Annotated in this window: 21 protein-coding genes and 2 pseudogenes; 6 read left to right on the top strand and 17 right to left on the bottom strand. The window is 56.1% G+C overall.

Translation table 11 applies throughout. From position 1 onward, the window contains the following. Positions 1 to 6: 6 nt before the first annotated feature. Both RWV98_RS04385 and RWV98_RS04380 read left to right on the top strand, forming a co-directional pair. Positions 7 to 132, top strand: a complete 126-nt coding sequence (locus tag RWV98_RS04385; protein ID WP_280961187.1) for a hypothetical protein — start codon at positions 7 to 9, stop codon at positions 130 to 132. A gap of 14 nt (positions 133 to 146) precedes the next feature. Then, positions 147 to 1,328, top strand: a complete 1,182-nt coding sequence (locus RWV98_RS04380; protein WP_317864025.1) for a MalY/PatB family protein — start codon at positions 147 to 149, stop codon at positions 1,326 to 1,328. A gap of 140 nt (positions 1,329 to 1,468) precedes the next feature. Here the strand turns inward: RWV98_RS04380 and RWV98_RS04375 are convergent, their stop codons facing one another. The 17 genes and pseudogenes from RWV98_RS04375 to RWV98_RS04295 all read right to left on the bottom strand — a co-directional run bounded on the left by RWV98_RS04375 (position 1,469) and on the right by RWV98_RS04295 (position 21,132). Beyond that, on the bottom strand, positions 1,469 to 2,839 hold the full coding sequence (locus RWV98_RS04375; RefSeq protein WP_317864024.1) for an MATE family efflux transporter: 1,371 nt from the start codon (positions 2,837 to 2,839) through the stop codon (positions 1,469 to 1,471). 23 nt (positions 2,840 to 2,862) lie between these two features. After that, positions 2,863 to 3,636, bottom strand: coding sequence for an alpha/beta hydrolase (locus tag RWV98_RS04370; RefSeq protein ID WP_317864023.1), 774 nt, complete (start codon positions 3,634 to 3,636; stop codon positions 2,863 to 2,865). A gap of 3 nt (positions 3,637 to 3,639) precedes the next feature. Further along, a complete protein-coding gene (locus RWV98_RS04365) occupies positions 3,640 to 4,122 on the bottom strand; it encodes an RbsD/FucU family protein (RefSeq protein ID WP_280961184.1) in 483 nt (160 codons plus the stop codon). Positions 4,123 to 4,145: 23 nt separating this feature from the next. Continuing rightward, entirely contained in the window at positions 4,146 to 5,114 is a 969-nt protein-coding gene (locus RWV98_RS04360) for an ABC transporter permease (RefSeq protein ID WP_317864022.1), read from the bottom strand. After that, positions 5,111 to 6,082 carry an ABC transporter permease gene (locus tag RWV98_RS04355; RefSeq protein ID WP_317864021.1) on the bottom strand — a complete coding sequence of 324 codons (972 nt, stop codon included), beginning with the start codon at positions 6,080 to 6,082 and terminating at the stop codon, positions 5,111 to 5,113. The genes RWV98_RS04360 and RWV98_RS04355 overlap by 4 nt, the downstream gene beginning before the upstream one ends. An 11-nt stretch (positions 6,083 to 6,093) precedes the next feature. Beyond that, the gene (locus tag RWV98_RS04350; protein ID WP_280961181.1) at positions 6,094 to 7,575 is read right to left on the bottom strand and encodes a sugar ABC transporter ATP-binding protein; all 1,482 of its coding nucleotides are present in this window, start codon (positions 7,573 to 7,575) and stop codon (positions 6,094 to 6,096) included. A gap of 91 nt (positions 7,576 to 7,666) precedes the next feature. Next, on the bottom strand, positions 7,667 to 8,650 hold the full coding sequence (locus tag RWV98_RS04345) for a sugar ABC transporter substrate-binding protein (protein WP_317864020.1): 984 nt from the start codon (positions 8,648 to 8,650) through the stop codon (positions 7,667 to 7,669). Between the two features lie 89 nt (positions 8,651 to 8,739). Beyond that, positions 8,740 to 9,831: an ABC transporter permease subunit gene (locus RWV98_RS04340; protein ID WP_317864018.1), complete on the bottom strand. Its 1,092-nt coding sequence runs from the start codon at positions 9,829 to 9,831 to the stop codon at positions 8,740 to 8,742. Between the two features lie 4 nt (positions 9,832 to 9,835). After that, positions 9,836 to 11,365 (bottom strand): sugar ABC transporter ATP-binding protein, encoded by a 1,530-nt coding sequence (locus RWV98_RS04335; RefSeq protein ID WP_317864016.1) that lies wholly within the window; start codon positions 11,363 to 11,365, stop codon positions 9,836 to 9,838. 52 nt (positions 11,366 to 11,417) lie between these two features. Beyond that, positions 11,418 to 12,464 carry a sugar ABC transporter substrate-binding protein gene (locus RWV98_RS04330; protein ID WP_317864014.1) on the bottom strand — a complete coding sequence of 349 codons (1,047 nt, stop codon included), beginning with the start codon at positions 12,462 to 12,464 and terminating at the stop codon, positions 11,418 to 11,420. Positions 12,465 to 12,561: 97 nt separating this feature from the next. Continuing rightward, positions 12,562 to 13,644, bottom strand: a complete 1,083-nt coding sequence (locus RWV98_RS04325; RefSeq protein ID WP_317864012.1) for a diphosphate--fructose-6-phosphate 1-phosphotransferase — start codon at positions 13,642 to 13,644, stop codon at positions 12,562 to 12,564. Continuing rightward, complete coding sequence (locus tag RWV98_RS04320; RefSeq protein ID WP_317864010.1) at positions 13,565 to 13,744, bottom strand: hypothetical protein; 180 nt, start codon at positions 13,742 to 13,744, stop codon at positions 13,565 to 13,567. The genes RWV98_RS04325 and RWV98_RS04320 overlap by 80 nt, the downstream gene beginning before the upstream one ends. A 16-nt stretch (positions 13,745 to 13,760) precedes the next feature. Continuing rightward, positions 13,761 to 15,518 carry a cobalamin B12-binding domain-containing protein gene (locus RWV98_RS04315; protein ID WP_317864008.1) on the bottom strand — a complete coding sequence of 586 codons (1,758 nt, stop codon included), beginning with the start codon at positions 15,516 to 15,518 and terminating at the stop codon, positions 13,761 to 13,763. Continuing rightward, positions 15,515 to 17,824 (bottom strand): excinuclease ABC subunit UvrA, encoded by a 2,310-nt coding sequence (locus RWV98_RS04310; protein WP_317864007.1) that lies wholly within the window; start codon positions 17,822 to 17,824, stop codon positions 15,515 to 15,517. The genes RWV98_RS04315 and RWV98_RS04310 overlap by 4 nt, the downstream gene beginning before the upstream one ends. Positions 17,825 to 17,931: 107 nt before the next feature. Beyond that, a pseudogene (locus RWV98_RS19370) lies at positions 17,932 to 18,186 on the bottom strand (hypothetical protein); the annotation flags it as partial. Positions 18,187 to 18,978: 792 nt separating this feature from the next. Beyond that, complete coding sequence (locus RWV98_RS04300; RefSeq protein ID WP_317864004.1) at positions 18,979 to 19,830, bottom strand: class II fructose-bisphosphate aldolase; 852 nt, start codon at positions 19,828 to 19,830, stop codon at positions 18,979 to 18,981. A 33-nt stretch (positions 19,831 to 19,863) separates the two neighbouring features. Continuing rightward, the gene (locus RWV98_RS04295) at positions 19,864 to 21,132 is read right to left on the bottom strand and encodes a Glu/Leu/Phe/Val family dehydrogenase (RefSeq protein ID WP_442872098.1); all 1,269 of its coding nucleotides are present in this window, start codon (positions 21,130 to 21,132) and stop codon (positions 19,864 to 19,866) included. Positions 21,133 to 21,432: 300 nt separating this feature from the next. Between RWV98_RS04295 and RWV98_RS04290 the strand changes: the two genes are divergently transcribed. The 4 genes and pseudogenes from RWV98_RS04290 to RWV98_RS04280 all read left to right on the top strand — a co-directional run bounded on the left by RWV98_RS04290 (position 21,433) and on the right by RWV98_RS04280 (position 25,044). Further along, entirely contained in the window at positions 21,433 to 23,370 is a 1,938-nt protein-coding gene (locus RWV98_RS04290; protein ID WP_317864000.1) for a hydantoinase/oxoprolinase family protein, read from the top strand. A 113-nt stretch (positions 23,371 to 23,483) separates the two neighbouring features. Then, a pseudogene (locus RWV98_RS19365) lies at positions 23,484 to 23,615 on the top strand (winged helix-turn-helix domain-containing protein); the annotation flags it as partial. Positions 23,616 to 23,704: 89 nt separating this feature from the next. Beyond that, the gene (locus tag RWV98_RS04285) at positions 23,705 to 24,481 is read left to right on the top strand and encodes an ROK family protein (RefSeq protein WP_317863998.1); all 777 of its coding nucleotides are present in this window, start codon (positions 23,705 to 23,707) and stop codon (positions 24,479 to 24,481) included. A gap of 23 nt (positions 24,482 to 24,504) precedes the next feature. Next, a complete protein-coding gene (locus RWV98_RS04280; RefSeq protein WP_317863996.1) occupies positions 24,505 to 25,044 on the top strand; it encodes a flavodoxin family protein in 540 nt (179 codons plus the stop codon). Positions 25,045 to 25,088: the final 44 nt, after the last annotated feature.

Raw genomic sequence — 25,088 nt, 5'->3', positions numbered from 1 at the left:
AAATGGGTGCTGTTTTACAAAGGCTTTTCCCGCTCGTATCGCTATTCCCGTTTGGGCCAAGTGGACGAACCCGCCGGACTGGCGGCGGCGCTCGGCGCGGGCAAGGTGGAAGCGACCGTTCGGACCGACTGAAAGCAGGTGCATTCTTGAATTATGATTTTGACACGTTGATTGACCGGCGCGGCACGCATTCTCTCAAGTGGAGCGCGGCGGAAAATGAACTGCCCATGTGGGTTGCGGACATGGACTTTGCCGCCGCGCCCGAGATCACAGCCGCAATCAAGGCCCGCGCCGCAAGCGGTCTGTTCGGCTACTCGACCGTGCCGGAGGAGTGGTATGAGGCGATCTGCGGCTGGTGGCGCGAGCGGCACGGCTTCGCCATGGAGAAAGACTGGCTGGTGTTCGCCTCGGGCGTGGTCCCCATTCTATCCAGCGTCATCCGCAAGCTGACCACGCCCGGCGAAAACGTACTGGTGATGACGCCGGTGTACGGTTGCTTTTTCAGCTCGATCCGGAACAACGGCAGGCGCGTGCTTGAAAGCCCGCTTGCTTACGACGGCGCGGCCTACCGCATCGATTGGGAGGATTTAGAGCGCAAGCTTGCCGACCCGCAGACCGCGCTGCTGCTGCTATGCAATCCGCACAACCCAACAGGCAACCTGTGGAGCCGCGAAACGCTCGCCCGCATCGGCGAGCTGTGCTGGACGCATCACGTACTGGTGCTGTCCGACGAGATCCACTGCGATTTGACCGATCCGGGCCGCGCCTATGTGCCTTTTGCATCCGTATCCGCGCATTGCATGCAAAACAGCGTTACCTGTCTCGCGCCGACCAAGGCGTTCAATTTGGCCGGGCTGCAAACCGCGGCGGCCATGGCGCCCGATCCCACGTTGCGGCACAAGGTATGGCGGGCGCTGAATACCGACGAAATAGCCGAGCCCAACGCCTTTGCCATTGACGCGGCGATCGCCGCCTTTACACAGGGCGGCGCGTGGCTGGACGCGCTGCGGGAACACATTTCCGCCGGCAAAACGCTGGTCCGAGAATTTCTAGCGGCAGAGCTTACGCAGCTATCGCTCGTGCCTTCGCAGGCAACCTATTTGTTGTGGCTGGATTGCGGCAAAGCAGGCTGGTCGTCTCAGGAGCTTGCCCGGCATATCCGGAACGAGACCGGGCTTTGGCTATCCCCCGGCGCGGAATTCGGCGGCAACGGCGACCGCTTTTTGCGCATGAACATCGCCTGTCCGCGAAAGCGCCTGACGGACGGACTCGCACGCCTGCAAAAAGGCGTGCGCTCCTATGAAGCGTTTGCCACGGCGCGCTGCTAAACGATCGCTGCTGCATTTTTACCGCACATATGCAACAACGCCCCGGGCGCTCCCCTAAAGGAGCGCCCGGGGCGTTGTTGCATGCTCTTTTTTCATCACTGCAAAATATCCAAATCCACACGGCACTTATTCAATATCTCTTAGCGCGGGGCCGGTTCACCTGATATTTCCTGTTTAATACGCCCGATATGGCTGTAGTAGTATATTATCATAAAAAGGCCCGCTGTTCCCCATGCTGCAACCTCGGCAAAAAATATACCCGCTTGTCCAATCAGACGCGGCAAAATCAGAGCCACGCCGATTCGCATGATCATCTCGATCGAACCGGAGATCACTGTGGGGGATAGTTTATTCAAGCCTTGCAGTGCGGAACGATAAATATTAACACTAAATAGTAAAAACAGCGGGCAGCACATGATGAACAAATAACGGTATGCGATTTCAATCACCTGCGCCGAGTCCCGCTCGCCCGCCGATACGAACAGGCTGAGAATATTTCTGCCGAAAGCGATCATGACCACTGCAATAGCAGTAGAAAACAATGCGGACAGTATGGTCACGCCACGCATGCCTTGATCGATACGCTTGATCTTCTTTGCCCCGCTGTTTTGTCCCATATAGGTCACCATCGCCTGCCCCAGTGCGATCGAGGTGCTCTCCAGCACGCCATAAAGCTTGTTGGTAGCGGTAAAGCCAGCTATCAACACAAATCCATAGCCGTTGATTACCGATTGCAGCACCATGCCGCCCACTGAAATGATACTATATTGAAACGCGGCAGGTATACCAAGCCGCACCAGATTTTTCAGCAGCTGTTTATCCGCTTTCCAATCCGATTTATGCAGTCTCATTACCGGCAGTCTGCGCAGCGCGGCAGCGCAATATAGAAACGCAAAGAATTGCGCCAGAACCGTGGCAAACGCCGCTCCGAATATCCCCCAATGGAATACCAGCACAAACGCCGCATCCAGCGCGACGTTCAGTACCGCCGCAACGATCATAGCGATCAGCGGCGTGCGACTATCTCCCAAACAGCGCAGAATGGCGGCCCCCATATTATAGGCTACGACCGCCAACATGCCCGCAAACATAACGTTAAGGTAAATTTGTGAACCGTTGAAAATCGCCGTTTCCGTACGCAACAGGGTCAACAGCGGGTCTGTCAAAAGTAGCCCTGCCGCCGTCAGCACCAGACCGAATACAGCGCAAAGCAAAAAGACCATCGCAGTAGTTTTACGCACGCCGCCTAGGTCGCCCGCGCCGAACGACTGTGCGATCCTGACTGAAAATCCACTGGTAAAGCCCTGCACAGCCCATAGAAACAGCCAGTAGATCCAGTCGGTCGCGCCCAGCGAGGCAAGCGCTTGAACCCCCACCCCGCGGCCAACAATAATGGAATCTGTTATCATATATCCCTGCTGAAACAGGTTGCCCAGAAGCAGCGGAAACGTAAAAAACAGAATCAGCCGTATTGGTGAGCCTTTTGTCATATCCTTTGTGTAGACTTTCATGTATTTTGCCTCTTTGGGACGCTCTAGTACAGCAAATATGGGTTTGTCGCTTCCAAAACAAACGAAGCGATCAGACGGGTCACTACGGCATAGCTCGTATCATTGAGAATATCATGATGTCCACCCTTGATGGTCAACGCGCGGCCGCGCGGGATGTTCTTTGCCCATGCCCTTGCCGTTTCGGGCAGGGCCAGCACATCGTTTTCCCCATTAATCAGCAAAACAGGAAACGGCCAGCAAGGGGCCTTGCTTTGCATTTGTTCGACCGCCTTGCACATAGCGGCGTCCAGCCGGTCATAATCCAGCGGTTCCATACGCGGCAGCAAGGGATCAGAGGCAAGTTCGTCCAGATAGGTCGGCTCCAGCGACATGATCGCCTTGTCCAGTTCATCGATGTTTTGCAGCGGCGCCAGCGGCGTTGAGGTGAGCACCAGCCCCGCGATCGCAGGCGCGTCCTCCATGCTCATCAGCAAGCCGGCGGTAACGCCGCCCAGCGAATTGCCGATCAGCACGGTTTTTAACGCGTCAGTCTCCTCTTGCGCCAAACGAATCAGCCGGCGTGCGTTATCGGCCAGCGCGCTTACTTCATACACCGCTTCGACCGAGCCCGGCGTATGTCCATGGGCGATATGGTCGATCGCCCAGACCCGATATCCTTCCGCGTTGAGCCCGGCGGCAAACCGATGGTATAAGCCGCTATGCTCGCCCGCTCCATGCAAGAAAACAACGTTTGCCTTGGGGCATTCCGTGTTCCATACCCGGTAGAACACCGCTGGCTCGTTTGACAGGTACGGCATTGTTTATTTCTCCTTTTCGTTATAGGTTTCCGGATCTCTGTCCATCAGCCATTTCAGGGGAATATTCTCGCTGGGATAGCCCGCGACCAAGATCGCATTGCCCTGCAGGCCATAGTCGCCGGTCTGCACCATCGCTTTGCATTTGTTGCGCAGGTCATAAAGTTCCGGAATGTACCGCACCAGCCATACATTTTCCTTGCCCACCAGATCAACCAACGCCTGATAATAGGCGGGGTTCACCCGCGGCATTTCGTCCGCCACAATGATCGATTCGATATCGCCTGCCGCCGCCATGCCCGTGACGACGTCTAAAAAGCTGGGCACCCCCGTCACCACGCCCAAATCCAGATACTCCACGCTGGGATCGAGCGGCACCAACGCCTTGTCGGAAGAACCGCTGCCGGCATCCGCGACAAAAATCATTTCGCCGTGTCTCGCGCTGGCCAAAATGGCGGCCAGCCGTTCGTTCAAAATCCTCTTTTTCATGTCTTTTATCCTTTCCCAAGCGATCAGGCCGCTTGCTTTTTACGCGTTTGCTCGTAACAGGCAAACCCGATAATCAATACGATAATCAGCCCTTGCACCAGCTGCTGGATATATGCGTCCGCGCCTATAATATTCATCACGTTTTGCAGCACACTCATCATTAAAATACCCGCCAGCGTGTGCCATGCGCCGCCCGTGCCGCCCGATAGATACGTGCCGCCGATGACGATGCCGCAGTGGACGTTAAACGGGATCATGGTACCGAAATTACCGTTACCCGCGTTCATACGCGCCGACAGGAAGAACCCCGCCAGAGCCGCCAAGCAGCCGCATATCACATAGCAAAGGAGCTTTTGCCGCACCACGCGGATACCCGCATACTTCGCCACCTCATAGTTGCCGCCCACCGCGTAGCAATCGCGGCCGAATTGGGTGCGGGAAAGCACCCAATAAGCGATCACTACCAGCGTGAGCGCGATCACAAACGCATAGGGCACAAATTGAAACAGCTTGCCGGTCCCCCATTGTACAAACGCGGGGTCTTCCCCCGCCACGGTTTGACCGTCCGTTATGATCAGGTTGACGCCCAGATAGATCATTTGTATGCCCAGCGTCACAATAAACGCATCGAGCTTTAAAACGGATACGAGCAGGCCGGTCAAACAGCCGAGCACGCAGCCCATCGCCATGACGATCAGCAAAATGACCGGCAGCGGAAGTTCCGGCTGCAGGTATATGGCCACGATCCCCGACAAACACATGAGGCCGCCAATAGACAGATCGGATTCTCCCGTGATGATGACAAACATAACCCCAACCGCCACGATTAGAGTCGTCGCGGTCTGCACCAATATCTGAGATAGGTTGTAGGCGCTGAGAAAAGAAGCATTCATAAAGGGAGCGACTATAAAAAACAAAATGATGATATCCACCGCGATATTCTTTTTGAAAAACCGAAGTACGCCGTCGCGGCGCCAGATCTCTTTTTTCATCCTCGCGCCTCCAAAACATCCTTTTTGCTGTCCAGCAGGATCACCGCCACCAGAATAAGGCCCTTCATGGCATATTGCGCATACGCGCTGAATCCCAGAAGCTGAAGCGAGTTGGCCAGCAGCACAAACATAATCGCGCCCAAAAATGTATTAAACGCGCCGCCCCGGCCGCCCTTGAACGCCGTACCGCCCAGCACCGCCGCGGTGATGGCGTTGATTTCATAGTTATAGCCCGAATTGGTGCTTGCCTGCGACACCTGCGCAACATTGACGATCGATCCCGCCGCGGCCAGTAACCCGCCGATTATAAAGATGAGCAGCACCGTGCGTCTGGTATTGATACCGGCCAGCCGCGCGCCTTCGTAATTACAGCCTAAATAGTAGATCGATTTTCCCGATACGGTCTTTTTGAGAAACAGATGCATCAGCAGCACGATCGCCAAAAAGATCAAAAAGGAGATGGGGACGCGCAGCAGGCGTTCTTCTCCGATCGCCTTGAACACAGGGTGCGGCGTCAGGTTGATGACCCGGTCGTTGATAAACGCCGTCAGCGACTTGAATACCATACCCATGCCATAGGAGATGAACAGCATGTTGTTCATGGTTCTAGCGCCGAACAGCACCATGATCGCACCGTTGAGCGCGCCGGCGGCCAGTCCCATTCCAAGCGCGGCAAGGATCGCGATCCATGGATTGCCCGTCCATTCGGCCGCCTTGCAAAATGTGACCGAGGTGAGCGCGAACATGCCCGGCAGCGACAAATCGATATAGCCGCCGATCATGATCGTCGTCATGCCGAGCGCGGCGATCCCGATCGCGGCGGACTGTAGGCCGACGTTTAGAACATTATCCATGCGCAAAAAGACGGGATTTGCGATCGCGCTGTAAGCGCATAGAACAAAAATGGCGATCAAGATCATGTAATTTGCCGTAAACCTATAAAGCATTCCTTTTGTGGCTTGTCTCATTCCACGCCCCCCTATGTCAATATGCTCTGCATGATGCGTTCCGCCGAGTCCACCGCCGGGTCAAACTCCCCTACAACGCGGCCGGCCGAAATGGTAAGGCAACGGTTGCTCAGGTTCAACACCTCGGGCAGTTCGGAAGAGATTAGTATAATAGCGTTTCCCTTGCTTGCGATCTCTTTCATCAGCAGGTAGATCTCATATTTGGCGCCGACGTCGATCCCGCGGGTCGGTTCGTCCAAAATCAGGACGCGCGGCTCCATTTCCAGCCACCTTCCAATGATGCATTTTTGCTGATTGCCGCCCGAAAGGCTCATGACCTTCGTGGACAGCTTCGGCGTTTTAATGCCCAAGCTCTCCACATAGCCCTGTGCGATCTCCTCCTCCCTGCGTTTGCTGACAAAGCCGCGTTTCGCCAGCTTGTTCATCGTGGCGACCACGATATTATCCGCTACGGAAAACCGCATGAACAGGCCTTGCTGTTTCCGATCCTCGGTAACAAACCCGATTCCCGCTTTTTTTGCATCCACCGGATTGCGGATCGTCACCGCCTCGCCATGAATGCGGATCTCGCCGCTTTGTTTCGCGTCCGCGCCAAACAGCGCCCGCACGATCTCGGTCCGGCCCGCGCCCACCAGACCGACCAAGCCCAGAATTTCCCCCGCCTTTACCTGAAAGGAAACATCGTGCAGCTTGTTCGTATGCAGGTGATGCACCGCAAGCAGCACATCGCCCGCGGTTTGCGGCCTCGGGGGGAATTCACTTTCGATAGATCGCCCCACCATCATAGAGACCATTTCTTCGCGCGTGATATCCTCAATATCGCGCGTGCCAATCACGCTGCCGTCCCGGATCACCGTGACCTGATCGCACAGCGCGAAGATTTCCTCCAGTTTATGGCTAATATAAATGATCGTGATCCCATCGGCCCGCAGCTCGTTGATCAGCCGAATCAGGTTTTCCATCTCGTCGTTTGTCAGCGTTGTGCTTGGTTCGTCCATGATGATCAGCTTGCTGTTCAGCGAAATCGCCTTTGCAATCTCTACCATCTGCTTTTGCGAGATGCTGAGATCGCCCACCATGGCGCGTGTGTCAATGTCGCAGCCGATACGATCCAAGGCGCTTCTCGCCTTACGGTGCAGCGCTTGCATACCGCCCGCTTCCCGAAACCTGCCCAGAAAAATGTTTTCGCCGACAGACATGGAATCGACCAAATTAAACTCTTGATAAATAATACTCAGCCCTAATTGCATCGACTGTATCGGGGAGCTAATCTCCATTTGTTTCCCATCAAACCAGATGCTTGAGCCTTCCGTCCGATCCGCCCGGTACACGCCCGACAGTATCTTCATCAACGTAGATTTTCCCGCGCCGTTTTCACCCACGATGCCGTGTACGACGCCCTTCCGGATGGCTATCGAGACATGATCCAGCGCTTTGACGCCCGGGAACGACTTTGAAACGCCGTTGATCTCCAAGATATTCTCTGAATGCACGGTCCGCCTCCTCACATGATAGAATTCAAGCCGCCAAAGACTACGCATCCCGGCGGCCCGATCCGCATTTTGTTACCTGAAACCGATGCGGTCACCAAGGGCTGTACTCATCCACATTCTCCTTGGTGATTTTAATATAGGGAATGGTGATGTAGGGTTCCACTTCGTTGCCCGCCAGATAATCCAGTGTCGTCGTGACCGCCTTTTCGCAAATCTCCTTCTGATTTTGCGCCGCCGTACAATACATGGTGCCGTCCCTTACCAGATCAAAGCCGTTTTTGTTGCCGTCGATACTCGCCAAAAAGGTGCCTTCCAAACGCCCCGCGGCTTCCAGCGCCTTGGCCACGGATACCATGCCGTCATCCCACTGACAGAACACGCCGTCGATTTGCGGATATTGCACCAAATAGTTTTGCATGATCTGCAGCGCCTTGCTGGCATCCCAGTCCGTGCTCTGCACATCCAGTATCTCGATATCGTGCTCCTCGCACATTTTCTGCCATACCTCGTTACGCTGCTCGGTTTCGCTGGTACCCGCAACCCCGATAATGGAAACGACTTTGCTGCCGGGCTCCAGATGCTCGACAAACGCCTCGCCAATGATCTCGGAAGCCGCCAAACCGCTGCCCGCGCCGATCATGGAAACAAAGGCTTTCCCCGCGTTTTCCTCGCCCATGTCCACACTGCCCAGATTGAAAACCGGAACGCCCGCATTCATCGCTTCCGTACAGGCGGGGATCACCGATTTGTTATCGATCGGAATGATCGTGATCGCGTCGCACCCCTGTGCGATCGCGTCGCCCACAAGCGTGCTTTGCTTGCCCGCGTCGCCCTGCGCGTCAAACACAACGACCTCGATCGGGTACTTTTCCTGCAATTCCATATAAAAATTGATGCTGCTTTTCGGATACTCCCACAGGGTCGCGCCGTTGGCCACAAAACCGATCTTATAGGTCTTTTCCGTACTGGAATCCGCAGAGTCCGATGCGTTCCCCTGAGAACCTTGCTGATCGCCGCATGCCGCCAAAGATAGCGTAAGTAAGCTGAGAAGGGCTGCCGTAAACTTTTTTAACATGTTATTCTCCTATTCCGCAGTGTTGTGACGGTTTGCCTAGGTCGTTTCGTTGTTTCCCTTGCCCATCCTTCGTGCCGCCCTGCCCACGCTCAGCGCTGCTGGTTCGAGGTCACCTTATCGAGCACGACCGCGCCGAGGATGATGAGCCCCTTAAAGATCATCTGCACGTTGGTTTCCACATTCATAAGCGACAGCATGTTGTTCAGTACGCCGATGAGCAGCACGCCGATGACAGTCTTGGTCAGCTTGCCCGAGCCGCCCGTCATGCTGGTGCCGCCGATGACGACCGCCGCGATCGCGTCCAGCTCCCAGTTGGTGCCGATGGTTGGGGAACCCGCGCCGAGGCGCGCCGCGGTCAGCACGCCGCCGAGCGCGGCGAGCATCGCGTCCGCCACGTAAACGCCGATTAACACGCCGACCGTTTTCACGCCCGCCATGCGCGCGACGTCGATATTGCCGCCCACCGCGTAGATGCCCTTGCCGAACACCGTGTGATTCAGTACAAAATTGAATACCAGAATCAAAGTAATGCAGATCAGCGCCAGATACGGCACCCCTTTGCTGTGCAGCGTCACATAGGCGCAGTAGGCCAGAATCGCTAAATAGATCAGGTTGGCCCAGCGGAAGGCCTTTCCCTTCGCACCCTTGGCCATCGCATACACACAATAGACCGCTGCAAGCGCGATCAGCACGAGCGACGGAATGGCCGACAGGTTGACGCTGCCAATATCCAGCGTCATCTGATCGGTCACGCCGACCGCGGCGCTGCCTGTCAGTACAAGCGCCACGCCCTTGCATACGTTAACGCCCGCCAGCGTCACAATAAACGGCGGGATGCCCACCTTGGCCACAAAAAAACCGTAGCACAGGCCCAGCAAAAGTCCAAGGCCAAGCATCAAGACAAGCGCCGCCGCGAACGGCACATCCTTTTGCAGCAAAAGCGCGTACAGCGAGCTGACCAGCGCACAGATGCCGCCGACCGAAAGGTCGATGCCGCCCGATATGATCACGTAGGTCATGCCGATGGCCAGCAGGCCGGGCACGGCCAGCTGACGCACGATGTTCATCAGGTTGCGCGGCGTCAAAAAGCTGTCGTTGAGCATGATCGAAATGATGCACAGCAAGACCAAGCCAATGACCGAGGTGTATTTTTTCCAATCGATCTTTCTTAAAAGCGTCATACCTTTACCCTCCAATCGCATGATGGAGCAATAGCTCCTCGGTTGCTTCCGCGCGGGCCACCTCCGCGGCGATCCGGCCGTTTTTGACCACCAGTATCCGGTCGCTCACGCCCATGACCTCCGGAATTTCCGAGGAGACCAGCACGATACCGACGCCTTGCTCGGTCAGCTTCCGCAGGATGGAATAGATCTCCTTTTTCGCGCCCACGTCGATGCCGCGCGTCGGCTCGTCCAGCAGCAGCACATGCGGGCTGTTGAGCAGCCACTTGGCGAAGATCACCTTTTGCTGGTTGCCGCCGGACAGCTTGGCCACCGAGCTGTCCACGTTCGCCACCTTGATGCTCAGCCGTTTCACCATGTCCGCGCGCGCGTCCGAGCCCTTCTTGTCGCTGATGCAGCCGAGCCGGTTGGCGTAGTTGCGCAGCGAGGCCAGCAGGATATTGTCGCTGACCGAGTGGATCAGGCACAGGCCGGTCTTGCGCCGGTCCTCGGTGACATAGCCCAGACCGTTTTTAATCGCCTCCACGGCGGTGTGGTTCTTCACTTCCCTGCCGTTTACAAAGATCCGGCCTTCGTGCGGATAGCGTTCGCTGTCGAACAGCGAATTCAGCAGCCGCGTGCGGCCCGCGCCCATCAGCCCGTAAAGACCCACCACTTCGCCCGCGCACACCTGAAAGGACATGCCGTCCACGGTTTTCAGGCCCTCCGATTTGGACGTGCCGGTCTTGTAGACGCTCCAATCCTTTATCTCGAACAGCACCTTGCCGTGCTGCACCAGATCCTTGTCGTGCGGCGGGAACTGCCCGCTCATGCCGTGGCCGACCATCCATGTGATCAGCGTGTCACGGTCGATCTCGCTCACCGGCGCTTCGTTGACATAAGCGCCGTCCTTGAGAATGACCACGCGGTCGCAGATCTCGAACACCTCTTCGAGCTTATGGGAGACGTACAGCAGCGTGACCCCCTTGTCGCGCAGCTTGCGCAGGATGGCGAAGAATACACCGATCTCCTTGGCTGTCAGCGAGCTGGTCGACTCGTCAAAGATAACGACCTCCGGCTCGCGCGCGATGGCCTTGGTGATCTCAACCATCTGCTGCAAGCTGGTGGACAGGTTGCGCACGGTCTCCTTCGGGTCGATATGGATGTCCAGCTCCTCGAAGATTTCCAGCGTGCGGCGGGTCATGGTTTCGTAATCGACGTGGCCCATCTTCACAGGAAAATCGCCCAGAAACACGTTTTCCTCCACCGTCAGGTCCGGGATCAGGTTCAGTTCCTGATGCACCAGCACGATCTTTTCCTTTTCCGCGTCCAGCGTGTTGCGGAATTGCACCTGCTTGCCGTCCACATAGATCGCGCCGTCGTAGGATTTATGGTCGTATATGCCCGCGAGCACCTTGCCGAGCGTCGATTTTCCCGCGCCGTTTTCCCCGCACAGCGCGGTGATCGTTCCACGTTCAAACTCCACCGTTACATCGTTCAGCGCCACCACGCCCGGAAACTGCTTTGTGATGTGCTCCATCTTGATATGGCTCATGTGTGCTTCCTTTCTCCCCACCCTGCTATATATTTGTTATGACCGCAAGCACTTACTCAAACAGTTCCGGGTATAGGACCTTGCTGGGTTCCATGTTGTCATAGCCCACCATAATGTTTTGGGACATGATCACCTTGTAGCCGTCCTCCTCCTTCTGGTCATAGGTCAGCTCCGCGCCGGTCGCCAGCTCGTAGGCCGCCTGCGTGATCAGTTCTCCCTGCTGGATCGCGCCGCGGTCCAGCGCGTAGATGTTATGCGCGCCCGCTAGGATCATTTCATTGGTCTCCTTATCGTTGTCGCCGCCGTAAAAGGTGATATTCTCTTCGATTCCGGCATTCTTTGCCGCCTTGTACGCGCCCAGCATCATACCGTCGTTGGCGCAGAATACGGCGTTGATCGTATCGCCGTTTACCGAGATCACGTCCTCCATTGCCCGCATTGCTTTTTCACGGTCGAAATCCTGAATCTGCTGTTCGTAAACGATCTCATAATTCGGGTACTTGTCTGCAATGGTGTCGCGCACGCCCTGCGCCATCAGCTCGGCCGTAAAATCGCCGGGCGAGCCGTCGATCATAACCACCTTGGCGGCCTTATCCGCGCCGTGCAGCTTGGCAAAATGCTCGACCTGCATCACACCGAACTGGTACAGGTCGGAGGTGATGAACGCATCCGGCACAACGCCCTCCATACGGGTGTCAAACAAGATCAGCTTGATACCGGCGTTCAGCACCTCTTTGGCCGACTGGATCATCGATACCGCGTCCACCGGCTCGATCACGATCACGTCGTACCCCTGACCGATAAAGTTTTCCACCGTGTTTTTCTGGGTCGCAATATTCATATCGCAGGCCTGCCAATCGATCTGCACGTTGCCGTATTCGGCCGCCTTATCCTCGGAGCCCTTTTGGCGAAACAGGTATACCGGCTCCTTGAAGGACAGGTTTGAAACGCCGATCTTTATGGTATCGCCCGCAGCGTTTTTTTCATTTCCCTGCTGCACAGGATCCCCAGTCCCGCTATCCCCACCATTGCAGGCAGATAAAGCGAGTGTCAATCCCAGCATCATGGCCGCAATGCGCGTAATCGCTCTTTTTTTCATAGTCTGCACTCTCTTTCTTATTGTTCTGATCGTTGTATTTCGTCCCCATTCTTGCTGCAAGCTTGTAGGCAACGTCTCCTTTCCTAAATCCGCCGATTTATCCGAACCGTTCAATCCCCAGATCCGCGTATGGGGTAAAGCCTTCGCCCAGCAGCGGCAGACAATACTCTGCAAATCCGCCGCAGATACCGTTGCGCGCCTTGTTGATCCACGAAAGCGGGAACTTCTTTTCCTGATTGGCCACGTCCCCAAGCGGCGCCAAGCCAAAGCCGCACTGATAGGGCGTGCTGGATAGCCGCGTGATCGTGACCATGCAGCCCGAGGCGCCTGCGGCCAATGTTTTAACCGCGTGCCGTCCCGCGCCGATTGCTTCGGCGCGGTCGGTCATGGACTGCCGCACCTCGGATGCGCGGCCCACCAGTCCCCATTTTTCATAGCGGGTCTGCACGCCCAGTTTTTGCAGCACCAGCCGCGCCAGCGCCTGCGCCGTACCGCCCGGCACGGAATGCCCAAAGCCGTCCACAAAGCCGGTATCGGCCACGGGTTTACCGTCTGCATCAGCCAGCCCTTCGCAAACCACCGCGATCACCGCGCGCGACCGGGACAGGCTCCTTTCCATATCGTCCAAAAAGCGCTGCTCTTCAAACGGATGCTCGGGCAGATAGATCAGGTCCGCGCACGGCCTGCCGTTGATCTGCGCGAGGCTTGCCGCGGCGGTCAGCCAACCGGCGTTTCTGCCCATGGTCTCCACAATCATCGGGTAAAGCGGCAGCGCGCGTTCCTCGCACCGCAGGTTTCTCGTGTTGGCGGCTATAAAACGCGCCGCGCTGCCGTAGCCCGGGCAGTGATCGGTAAATTGCAAATCGTTATCGATCGTCTTGGGAATCCCGGCTACCAGCAGCTCATAGCCCGCCGCTTTCGCCATACGCGCGATCTTTTCGCAGGTGTCCATCGAGTCATTGCCGCCGTTATAAATAAAATAGCCGACTTGTTGCCTGCGCAGCACCTCAAGTATGGCGGGATAATCCGCTTCGGTCAGCTTGCGTCTGCACGAGCCGATGGCGGAGGAGGGCGTGTACGGCAGCATTTGAATCTGTGATTCACATACGGTGGAGAAGTCGATAAATTGCTCCTTCCAGAACCCCTTCGATGCCGTGTACCGCGCCCAGAACGCGGCCAAAACACCCCTGCTTTCTTGCTTCGTCGACTGCGCCGAACAAAGAAGCGTTGATCACAGCGGTCGGTCCGCCGCCATGGGCAATGATCAAATTGTTATTCATAGGCTTACCCCTCTTCTTATTTGGCCCTTAAAAATAAATCGACCTGCTTTTCAAAGTCGTTAGAAGCCAGAATGCCGAGTTCCATGATCAGATCGGCCACATCGACCGGTTCGGCGTAGCCCGGCAGCATGGCGTTCAGCACGCCGCCCATTGCGATTTTGTAGGTTTTATTTCTATGGCGCGCGAGCTTTATCAGTTGTTTTGCGTAATCCAAACACTGCCCGCAGTGAATGCTGATCGCGATTCGTTCCGCGCCTTCCTCATCGGCCAGATCGAGCGCCGAAGCAGGCTCCATGTACACGCCGCCGTCGATCACTTCCGCATCCAGTTCCCGCCACAGCTGCCGGATTAATAGCAGGCCGTAGCTATGACCATCCGCCGATACGCAAACGACTTTTTGGCCGCGCATACAGCCGCCATAGCCTTTATGCAGGAGCGCCGCGAGTTCGTCATTTTTCTTTTGCATCGTTTGCTTATATAGTACCGTGGGCACATAGACCTGAAACGCGCCCGTTTCCGATACGCTCGGGTGCAGCTCGCTTTCCAGCTTCATCGGGTCAAACCGTTTGAGCGTCACGATCATTTCCAGCGGATCGCGAATATTAACGCCCGCCTGTTCCAATGCGTTTAGAATGTTATGGTAAAATATCGTTCCCTTATCGATCAGCTGATCGCGCACGGTCTCGAACCTGCTGAAATCGATGATCGCTTCCCACTCCGCCGCTTTTTCGATCGCGCCAAGGCCGCATCGGGTGATATGGAGCAGCTCTTCCAGTGTCGGTACGCGGATCGCCTCGGTGATCGATACCGGCTTATAGGCGATCGCCAGATCATAGTGCAGGTTGACGGCGGCTTCCAGCAACATTTCCTGTGCGCCGATGCCATAGTTGGCTTCGATATCGTGGTTCCACGCGGTATTGGTCGAACCGTTATAATCGACGACAAACATACGGTCCTTGGACCCATAGAGCTTTTCGCACGCCAGCCCAAACGCGATACGCGGCACGATCTCCGACAGCAGGCCGCCGTAACTCAGCACCATACGCGCGCCGCACAGGTCCTCGATGATATAGTGCTCCAGCATGACATAGCCCAGCATGGAACAGACATCCATAAAATACCCGGCCACGCCGTCCTCGGGGTAGGTGCTCACCGTCATGCCCTGCTCTTTTTTCGCCGCCAGAATGCCCATGCTGCGGCACATGTCGGAAAAGCGGTTTTTCTCATCGCTCCAGCCGGGAAAATCCCAAATATATTGTGCGAAACTGCCCAGCCGCGAGGTCCCCGCCTGAAGCGCGTAAATCGTTTGCTGCAAATTATTGGGGCTGGACAGGTGCCAATCCTCCCAGCACACGTCCACCGCGGCTGCCTGCGTCTGCGCCAGCCAATCCGCCTCGCCCTTCATGGTATAGCTCGTGGGTCTCGGCGCGTTTTCCCAGTATGCGGCCGGCAAGCCGACCAGCGAACTGGGGATCGCCTGTACGCTGCGCACCTCGCAGCCGGTGCGCTGATAGAACGCCTCGATTTTTTGCAGCGCGTCGAGTTGTTCTTCCAAGGTGGAAAGGCCCATGAGCAGCTGAAACACGCTTTTCCCCTTTTTATGGCAATCCAGACAGTACTGCTCCCACGTTTCAAAGCCGGTCTGCCGTAGGAACCGGGATTTGTTCCAAGGGATGCGGTCCGCCATTTCGCGGCCCTCCCGCACCAAGGCGTTTCCATCCGGAAACCCTACCGGTTTTAGGCTTGCGATATACTCCTTTAAATCCTGTTTCATGTTCCGCCCCCAGTTTTCCGCCGCTTAGCGTTGGCTGTGATGCTTTTTTGCAGGTACCGGCCTGTATAGGATGCGTTGCAGGCTGCAAGACTGTCCGGGGTGCCCTGAAACACAATATTTCCTCCGGCCTTTCCGCCGTCCGGTCCCAAGTCGATCACCCAATCCGCCTGACGGATCACGTCGAGGTTGTGCTCCGCCAAAACGAGCGTATTCCCATTGTCCACCAATCGATCGAACAGCTTCAGTAAAACCTCCACATCATAGCCATGTAAACCGTTTGTCGGTTCGTCCATCACATAAATATGGTTTTTTTCTTTCAGATGGCCGGCCAGTTTGATGCGCTGGCATTCGCCCCCGGAAAGCGTGGCGGTCGGCTGTCCCAGCGTCAGATATCCCAGCCCTACCTCCTGCAGCACAGTCAGCTTATGGTACAGCGCGGGCGTGTCGGTAAAAAAACGCGCCGCCTCGTCGATCGTCATTTTCATGATTTCAAGTATGTTTTTCCCGTGATAACGGTACGACAGCGCACGCACATGATAGCGTGTTCCGCCGCAGGTCTCGCAGGTGACCTCCACGGGATCCATAAACGCCATATCCACCCGTGTGACGCCCTTGCCCCGGCAAGCGGGACACGCGCCCAGCGTCCCATCGCTGAACCACTTGGGCGAAACCTTGTTTTCTTTGGCAAGAAGGCCCCGGATCTTGTCCATCATTCCGGTATAGGTAGCCGGTGTGGAGCGGCTGCCGGTCCCTAACGGCGCCTGACTGACGTAGATCGCCTGCGGATACTGCGCCAGCAGCGCGCCCCGTATGAGCGAGCTTTTTCCCGCGCCCGCCACCCCGGTCACCACAACCATGCAGCGTTCGGGTATGTCCACCGAAATATTTTTCAAGTTATGCAGCGCGGCGTCTCGGACCGATAGGTATGCGCTTGCAGGTCTAGTCCGTTTTTTCAGCGGCGTACTGCCGCTAAGATAGCGCGCGCCCAACGTATCGCCGCCCAGCCATTCGCGTACCGGCCCTTGAAACACGACCGCTCCGCCCTCGCGCCCCGCCTTTGGTCCCAACTCAATGACATGGTCGGCGACACCGATGATATCCGCCTGATGTTCTACCACCAGCACGGTATTGCCTCGGTCGCGCAGACGCAGCAGCAGCCGTTTCAGCCGCTCCACATCATGCGGGTGCAGACCTGCGCTCGGTTCGTCAAAAATGTACATCAGATCGATCAGGTTACTGCCCAAATGCCGCGCCAGCTTGAGCCGCTGCAGCTCGCCGCCCGACAGCGTCGTGGAAGCGCGATCCATGTTTAAATAGCCCAGCCCCATGTCGGCAACGCTTTTTAAACGCGCTACGATTTTTTCCGCTGTGGGCTTGCCGATCGGATCGTCCAAACGTAGCAGCAGCGGTATCACGTCGCTGATCTCCATGGCGCCCAGCTCGGCGATGTGATAGCCCATCAGCTTGCTTTGCAGCGCGGCCGCGTTTAAACGGCTGCCGCGGCACTTTGGGCACGGCTCCGTAACGATAAATTTCTCAACGTTGCCTTGGTTCGTTTTGCTCAAGCCATGGATATTGCGCTTTAAATACAGCCGCTCCAGCCGATCCAGAAAGCCTTCATAGGTCTGCTGGTAGCTGCTGCCCCAGACTTTGCCGGTGGTGTTGCGGATCGTCACGGTCACGCCAGAGCCATGCAAAAAATCGTTCCATTCCCGCTCTGTATAACGGGCGAGCGGCTTGTCAGGGTCATACAGGCCGGAGCGCGCGTACACCTGCCACAGACAGGCGCCCACCTGATGGCCCGGAAAGCGGATTGCCCCCTCGTTGAGCGACTTGCTGCGATCGAGCAGCCGATCCAGATCAAACGCCGCGACATAGCCCAAGCCGCCGCACCGAAGGCACATGCCCTTGGGGTCGTTGAATGAATACGCTTGCGAGGTCGGCGCGGCGGGCGCGGCGCAGCGGGAATATAAAAGCCTTAGGAGAGGCGCTGTATCCGTCAGCGTGCCGACGGTCGAACGCACGTTTGCCGACAGCGCCCTTTGATCCACGACAATCGCGGTAGACAGGTTGTCGATGCTTTCCACCCTTGGCGCTTCGTAATGGGGCATGCGGTTTCTCACATATACCGGAAAGGTATCACGCAGCTGGCGCATGGCTTCGACCGCGATCGTATCGAATACCAACGAGGATTTGCCCGAACCGGAAACGCCCGTGAAAACCACCAGCTTCCCCTTGGGAATGTTAAGATCGATCCGCTTTAGGTTGTTTTCCTCAGCGCCCCGCACGGTGATGTGGCGACTCATACCAACCGTGGCCCAAAGCTGCGAAAGGCCAAAAGCGGCACGCCGTCGGTACGCAGCGTTACCGGTCCGCAGCTTGCCGACAGGAAAAACTGGTCGCCCGGTCTGATCGGCTGTTCCATGCCGCCGCACAGCAGCGTTCCGTTGCCGGAAAAAACAAACAGCGCGCTACATACCGAAGCCGCTTCCAGCGTTGCCTGCGTATTGATTTCGTAGCGGTGCAGCCGGAAACAATCTGTTTGCGCGTACCCGACCACCTCGGTATGCGTGCTTGCCGCCGATTGGGCAACCGTTCTAGCGGGTACGCGAAAGGCCGCGGCCGCCTCTGGTTCCGATAGCCCATCGTAATGAAAACAATCGAACATTTGCTCGAACCCAAGCCCCTGATGACACAGCTGGTCGTCGATCGGAAAGCCGCTAACGGTCATCCGCTCGGTGCGGATGGTAAAATCCGTCGGCTCCTGCATTTCAAGGAATAGGAAGCCTTTGCTCACCGCGTGCGGCACGCCCGCGCGAATGATAAAGGTATCCTTCGGTTTTACCGGAAAGTAGTGCAGGCAATCCAACATGGCCGGTATATCCTGCGCGTCAAAAACCTGCTTCCACCGCTCGCGCGTAACGCCCTTTTTAAAGCCCAGATAAACGCCGGGCGCGGCGTCGGTGTCCTGCCGGACCGAAAGCACATGCCAGCTCTCGGTTTTGCCGAAGGGCGAGTGAAACAGCCGCAGCGCGGTCTCCTTATCCGGGTGCACCTGCAGGGTGGCCCGCTCGGCAGGGTCGATGATCTTGGCAAGTACGCCGGGGGCTTTGCCGATTTGCTGTACATGCTTTTGTCCCAGCGCCTCGTTCGGGTAGGCTTCGATCACCTCTTTAAGCGTCAGGTCCTCGTATGTATCCAAATAGGACAGGCCTTCCTCCGCATAGGCTTCGCGTCCAATATTGCGCGCCCGCACGGTGGAAGCGATCCAGTCCTCCGGAAAATGCGAATCCGCCGGCTCTGCCGCCCCCAGCAGCTTATCGATCTCCCGCCCGCCCGTGCCTGTGCGCCATGCTCTGGCGGTTTTCAGCTTGAGCGGTGTACATAGCGCACGCGCCTCTATGCCGCTTTTTAAGAGTTCCAAATCCCGCAAGCCTCCTTTTTCCAAACTGCGTCGTGTTTATCCATCAAACCGGTTTTCCGCGCCGCACACCTGAATCAAGCTTTGCACGACCGATTGGATCGCCGAGCGCACAGGGATCATAAACGCCGCTATATCGGTCTCCTGATAGTCCGTCAGCTCTTTTTTTAATGTATCGATATAGGTTGCATGCAGCTGCGTGCCAAAGTTTACTTTTGCCATGCCGTTTTGGATACAGGCGCGCACGGTATCAAAGGGTACTCCCGTGCCGCCATGCAGCACCAGCGGCGTATCGATCGCCGCATTGACCTGTTGCAGGCGTTCAATATTGATGTTCGGCTTTTCCTTATAAAAGCCGTGGGCGGTCCCTATCCCAATGGCTAGCGAATCCACATGGGTTTTTTGCGCCAGCCGTACCGCGTCCTCTACCTGCACCAAATAATCCTCGCCCTGATAGGAGCCCTCCACGTTGCGGCCCAAAATGCGGCCGATCTCCGCTTCGACGACTACGCCGTGCTTATGCGCGTATTCCACCACTTCGCAGGTTTTTTCTATGTTTTCCTCCAACGAACACATGGAAGCGTCGATCATGACCGAGTGATAGCCGCAGTCCACGGCCTGCTTACACAATTCCACCGATCTGGAGTGATCCAGATGGTTTAGGATTTGACCGCCGGTCTGTTCATAGGCCTTAGCCCCCAGCGCGCCGAGATACGGCAGCCCGATCGTTTCCGCCACCCGCATGTTGGTCGCGGTGTAAACGACCGCACGCTCCTCTATCGCGGCCTGTACGATGGCTTCATATTCCCATATATCCGAATAATTAAAGGCAGGCGTTGCATAGCCTTGCCGGTCTGCATGCTCCAAAACGTGATTTTTATACCGGTTCATCCTATCGTTCTCCTTTCACAGGCCGCGGCCTCCTTAGAAAATGCCGCGGCCCAGTCTTGCTTCCACAACGCGTTTGACCGCGATCAGGTACGCGCCCATGCGCAGTGTTTTTCCGTTTGCTTCCGCGCTTTCCCATACCTCGTCGAAAGCCACATCCATGATATTGCGCAGCTCGGTATTGACCTGTTCCTCGGTCCAGCAAAGCTCCTGAATGTTTTGAACCCATTCAAAGTACGAGACCACAACGCCGCCCGCGTTCGCCAGAATGTCGGGCACCAGTCTAATCTCGCGCTTTTCCAGTATCTCATCGGCTTCCAGCGTCGTCGGGCCGTTCGCCGCTTCCAGAACGACCTCCGCGCGGATCTGATCGGCATTGTCCCCATTGATCTGGTTTTCAAGCGCCGCGGGCACCAGCATCGTAACGTCCAGCGTCAGCAGTTCGGCATTGGTCAAATGAATCAGCGAATCGGTGCGGTAATCGCAAAGCAAGGCGTTGCGCGTTTGGGAGAGATACGCAAGAATCTCCGGGATATCCAGCCCGTCGGGGTCATATACGCCGCCTGATACATCGCTTACCGCCACGACCTTCATGCCAATCTCGTGCAACAGCCGCGCCGTTACCGAACCGACATTGCCCATCCCCTGCACGGCGACCGTTGTGCCCGCGACCTGCCGGTTCATCTTCTTTAGAATATTTTGGGCTGTTATCATAACGCCCCGGCCGGTCGCTTCGCCGCGGCCCTTGATGCCGCCAAGCCCCAGCGGCTTGCCTGTGACAACGCTCAGCACCGTGTGCCCCTTGAGCATGCCGTAGGTATCCATCATCCATGCCATGACACGGGCGTTGGTGCCGACATCAGGCGCGGGGATATCCTGTTCCGGCCCAATCAGCGGCGCAATGGCGGCCGTGTATTTGCTGGTAAGGCTGTGCAGTTCGCGTTCCGATAGCGTGCGGGGGTCGCAGATGATGCCGCCCTTGCCGCCGCCGTATGGGATATTGACCACCGCGCACTTAAAGGTCATCCATGCGGCAAGCGCCTTCACTTCATCATGACTGACAGCGGGGTGAAACCGGACGCCGCCCTTCGCGGGGCCGCGCGTTGTCGAATGCTGCACGCGGAACCCCTCGAACACCTGAATGCCGCCGTTGTCCATGGCCACGGGAATCGAAACCTTGAGTTCGCGTTCCGGATATTTGAGCGTGGAATATTCATCTTCCTTGTAGCCCAATATCGCGGCCGCGTTTTCCACCACCCTTAACACATTGTCGTACGGATTATACGTTGCGTTCACACGACCCATCCCTTTCTTGTTCCTTGTTTTCATTACATATCGTATGTCTTATTATATGTTTAATTAGACAAATGTCAACCCCTTTCTTCTGTTTTCTTCATAAATTTTATATATAGATGAAACGTTTTGTCATGATTTCCTTTATTATGAAACCGATATACAGTTTAAGGAAGTTTTCAAGTTCTCGTCTTTTTATCGCAATTCTTTGCATTCAGGAATTGACAGCCGGAAACCAAATGTAGTATTATACTTATAATAAGTCTTTTAGTCGTTAGCGTATGCAGCACCAGACCGAAAAGAGGGAAAGCCATGCAAACGATCTTGGGCATCGATACAGGCGGCACCTATACCGACAGCGTGATCATCACGACCGGCACCCAAGCGGTTCTGCACAAAGCCAAGATCTTAACCACGCCGCAAAACCTACGGGACTGTATCGCGCGGTCGTTTGAACAGATCCCTCCCCCTTTGCGCGAACAGCTTTCAGCGGTTTATCTCTCCACCACGCTTGCAACCAATGCGATCGCCCTCCGGCGCGGCGCGGAAGCGGGGCTTATTCTGATTGGCGCCAAACCGGAGGGCAGACTTCCCACCTCGTTGTTCCGCGTCATGCGGGGGCGTCATGATATCAAGGGGCGCGTCATTCAAAACCTCGACCCAACGGAGGTGGAACAGACGGTGGATTTCTTCCGCGGTAAAGCGGCCGCCATCGCCATATCGGGCTATGCCAGCATTCGTAATCCGGCGCATGAAGCCTATGTACGAAATGTAGTGGAGGAAAGGCTGCATATTCCGGTCGTTTGCGCGCACGAGCTGTCTAGCGCTCTCGGTTTTTACGAGCGTACCGTCACCGCGGTTTTAAACGCAAGACTTATTCCCGCCGTCCATGATCTGATTCGATCCGTTAAAGCCGAAATGGCGCGGTTTGACCTGTCCATTCCGCTGATGATCGTCAAGGGCAACGGCTGCCTGATGCATGAAGCCTACGCCCGGCTTCGGCCCATCGAAACACTGCTCTCCGGCCCTGCGGCAAGCGCCAACGGCGGGCGGTATCTCGCGAAAGCGCGGGACTGTATCGTGCTCGACATGGGCGGAACGACAACCGACCTTGTCAATGTTACAAACGGCGATTTACAAATCCAAAGCGAGGGCGCTAGGATAGCCGGTTGGTCCACCCGCGTCAAAGCGGCCGAGGTATTCACCGTTGGACTTGGCGGCGACAGCCGCATCCACGCGTCCGCAACCGGCGAAATCCGGATCGGCCCGGAAAAGGTGATCCCGTTCTGCCGGGCAGGCACGCAGTATCCCTGTTTGCTGCAAGAAATCGACGAAATTTATCGCAGCCAAGCATACGATCGTTTTTCCTATCACGATTACGAAGCCTTTGTCTCGGTCGACCCGGACAACGCCTGCTTTGCAGAGCACGCCAAGCCAATTGGGGCCGCGCTGACGCAGGGGCCGCATACGTTCGCCTTTTTAGCGGAAGCCATTCGGCTGCCGAATCTGCATGCGATCATCGAGGAGCTTGTGCGTCAAGGCAGGCTGCTCCGCATCGCCCTCACGCCGACCGATGTTTTGCATGTGACAGGCGAGTATTGTCCTTGGGACCGGCGTTTACCCGCACAGTGTCTTGCCATGTTTTCCGCCCGCTGTAAAACGGATACGCCGCGTATGATTTCTTTGATCCAACAAACGATGGGGAATGCCATTGACCGCGCGCTCTTTCAAGCCGCGCTCTATTTTGACCGCCCCGATCTCGACTTTACGCAAAACGACGCGGTGGAATATTTCTTAGCGCAGCTGAACGCAAAGGATACGGCAAGCAATTTGGTTGGCGCCTACCGCTTACAAAAACAGGTGGTGGCGATCGGCGCGCCCGCCGTGAGCTGGATGCGGCAGGCGGGCCGGAAATTGCAGCTGACCGTCGTTGTTCCCCCGCATGCCGATATCGCCAACGCGATCGGCGCAGCCGTTGCCAGCCGGCGGCAGCAGCTTGATATTTTGATCCGCCGGGAATCTGTTACCGCTCAATTCATCGTTTATTCTCCGCAAAGCCGCACCGCACACGGCACCCTTGCCGCCGCCACCGCACACGCGATACGATCCGGCACTGCATTTATGCGGCGGCTTACCCAAAACCCGCGGTTAAAGCCGGACTATAAGATCGAGGATCTGGAAATCGCGGAGACCGGCAGGGAATCCCCCATTTTTATCGAACGCATGATCCGGTTTTGCGCCGCGCAATAATTTTAAGCCGTAAAGAGCTATATATGATCGCCATATCCACCCAAACTGTGTTATACTAATAATATGTCTTACAATAATAAACATAAGGATGAGATGTTTCTGTGAGCTCAACAATGGAATTAAAACAACTGAATATGGAATGCATTCGCAAAGCGATCCAAGCCGAAGGTTCGTGCACCAAGGCCAGCCTTTCCCGCCTCACCGGTCTAAGCCTTGCCACCTGCAACAATTTCTTAAACGAAATGCAGGAAAGCGGCGAGCTGGTGATCGAGCAAATCGAATCCTGGGCGGCCGCCCTGCATGCCAGTACGTTTATAATAAGGATTACCGGCACGTGCTCTGCGTGTACCTTAAGGTGGTGGACGATGTGCGCAATGTCGTTTACGCCATTGCCAACGCGACGGGCGAGATCATTGAACAGGATATTTTGCATCCCGACTGGATCGACTTTCCTTACCTGTTGCAGTTTTTACGGGAAACCATGGAGCGCGATCCGCTAATCGACGTGATCGGCATCAGTGTGCCGGGCAATGTGTATCAGGGTGTGATTGAGCGCTGCGATATTTCTTCCCTGCTGGGGATCAATATGCAGGCGGACGTGACCGAGGCGCTGGGCGTCAAGGTGATTGTGGAAAACGATATGAACTTTGTGGCTTATGGCTATTATTGCGAGAATAACCAGATCAACCACAGCCTTGTCGCCATCGATTTTCCCTTGAGCGATCCGGTAGGCGCCGGAATCGTCATAGGCGGAAAAATCTATAACGGCTATAGCCGTTTTGCGGGCGAGCTTTCCTATGCGCTGGCAGAAAGCGGCGTGGATCGCGCGCAACAACCCGCTTCCCTTCTGGAAAAATCAGTATTTTTGAATCTTGTTGCCAAATCCATTTTAATGGTCACCTGTGTTTTAAACCCCAACTGCATCGTTTTGACCTGCGAATGCATTGCGGAGCAGGATCTAAAAGAGGTATTGACTTATTGCGAGCAATTCGTCGGGCCATATCACATTCCCAATGTGGTATTGCGGCATGACTTTTATCAGCTTTGTATCAACGGGATCGCCCGCGCGACTTTGAACAGTGTGCAATATCAGTTTCAGTTAAATGTCTGATACTTCAAAGGAGGACATAAAAAATGAAAATTGTCGTCATCACCGGCAGTCCGCACCGGAACGGCACCACCTTTTTGCTGACAGATGAATGGATCAAGGGCGCTGAGAGCCAAGGCCATGAAATCATTCGGTTCGATGCAGGGCTTCACCCGGTCCATCCCTGCACCGGGTGCGATCATTGCCGCTCACACGAGGGCAAGTGCGTGTTTGACGACCTGATGACTCAGATCCTACCCGCGCTTCTGTCCGCCGATCTGGTTTTGTTATCGACGCCGCTGTATTATTTCGGCTTTTCGGCGCAGATCAAGGCTGTCCTCGATCGGTTTTATGCCGTTAACGAAGAAGTGATCGCAAAACCGCTCAAGGCCATGCTGTTAGCTGCCGGCGGCGATTCCGACGATTGGGCGATGGGCGCGCTGGAGCATCACTATGAGACCGTTTGCCGCTATCTGCACTGGCAGGATACCGGCAGGCTCTTGGCGCTTGGCCTAAACACGCGCGAAGACGCGGAGGCATCGTCATATCCCCGGCAGGCGCGGCTGCTGGGCGCATCGATCCATTAGCCAACAAAAACAAAGGGCGTGTTGCAAAACACGCCCTTTGTTTT

Source organism: Agathobaculum sp. NTUH-O15-33, from assembly GCF_033193315.1.
In the GTDB taxonomy this organism is placed as follows: Bacteria; Bacillota; Clostridia; order Oscillospirales; family Butyricicoccaceae; genus Agathobaculum; species Agathobaculum faecihominis_A.
Note: the sequence above shows the minus strand (reverse complement) of the source record. Positions and strands in the feature narration are given on the sequence as shown.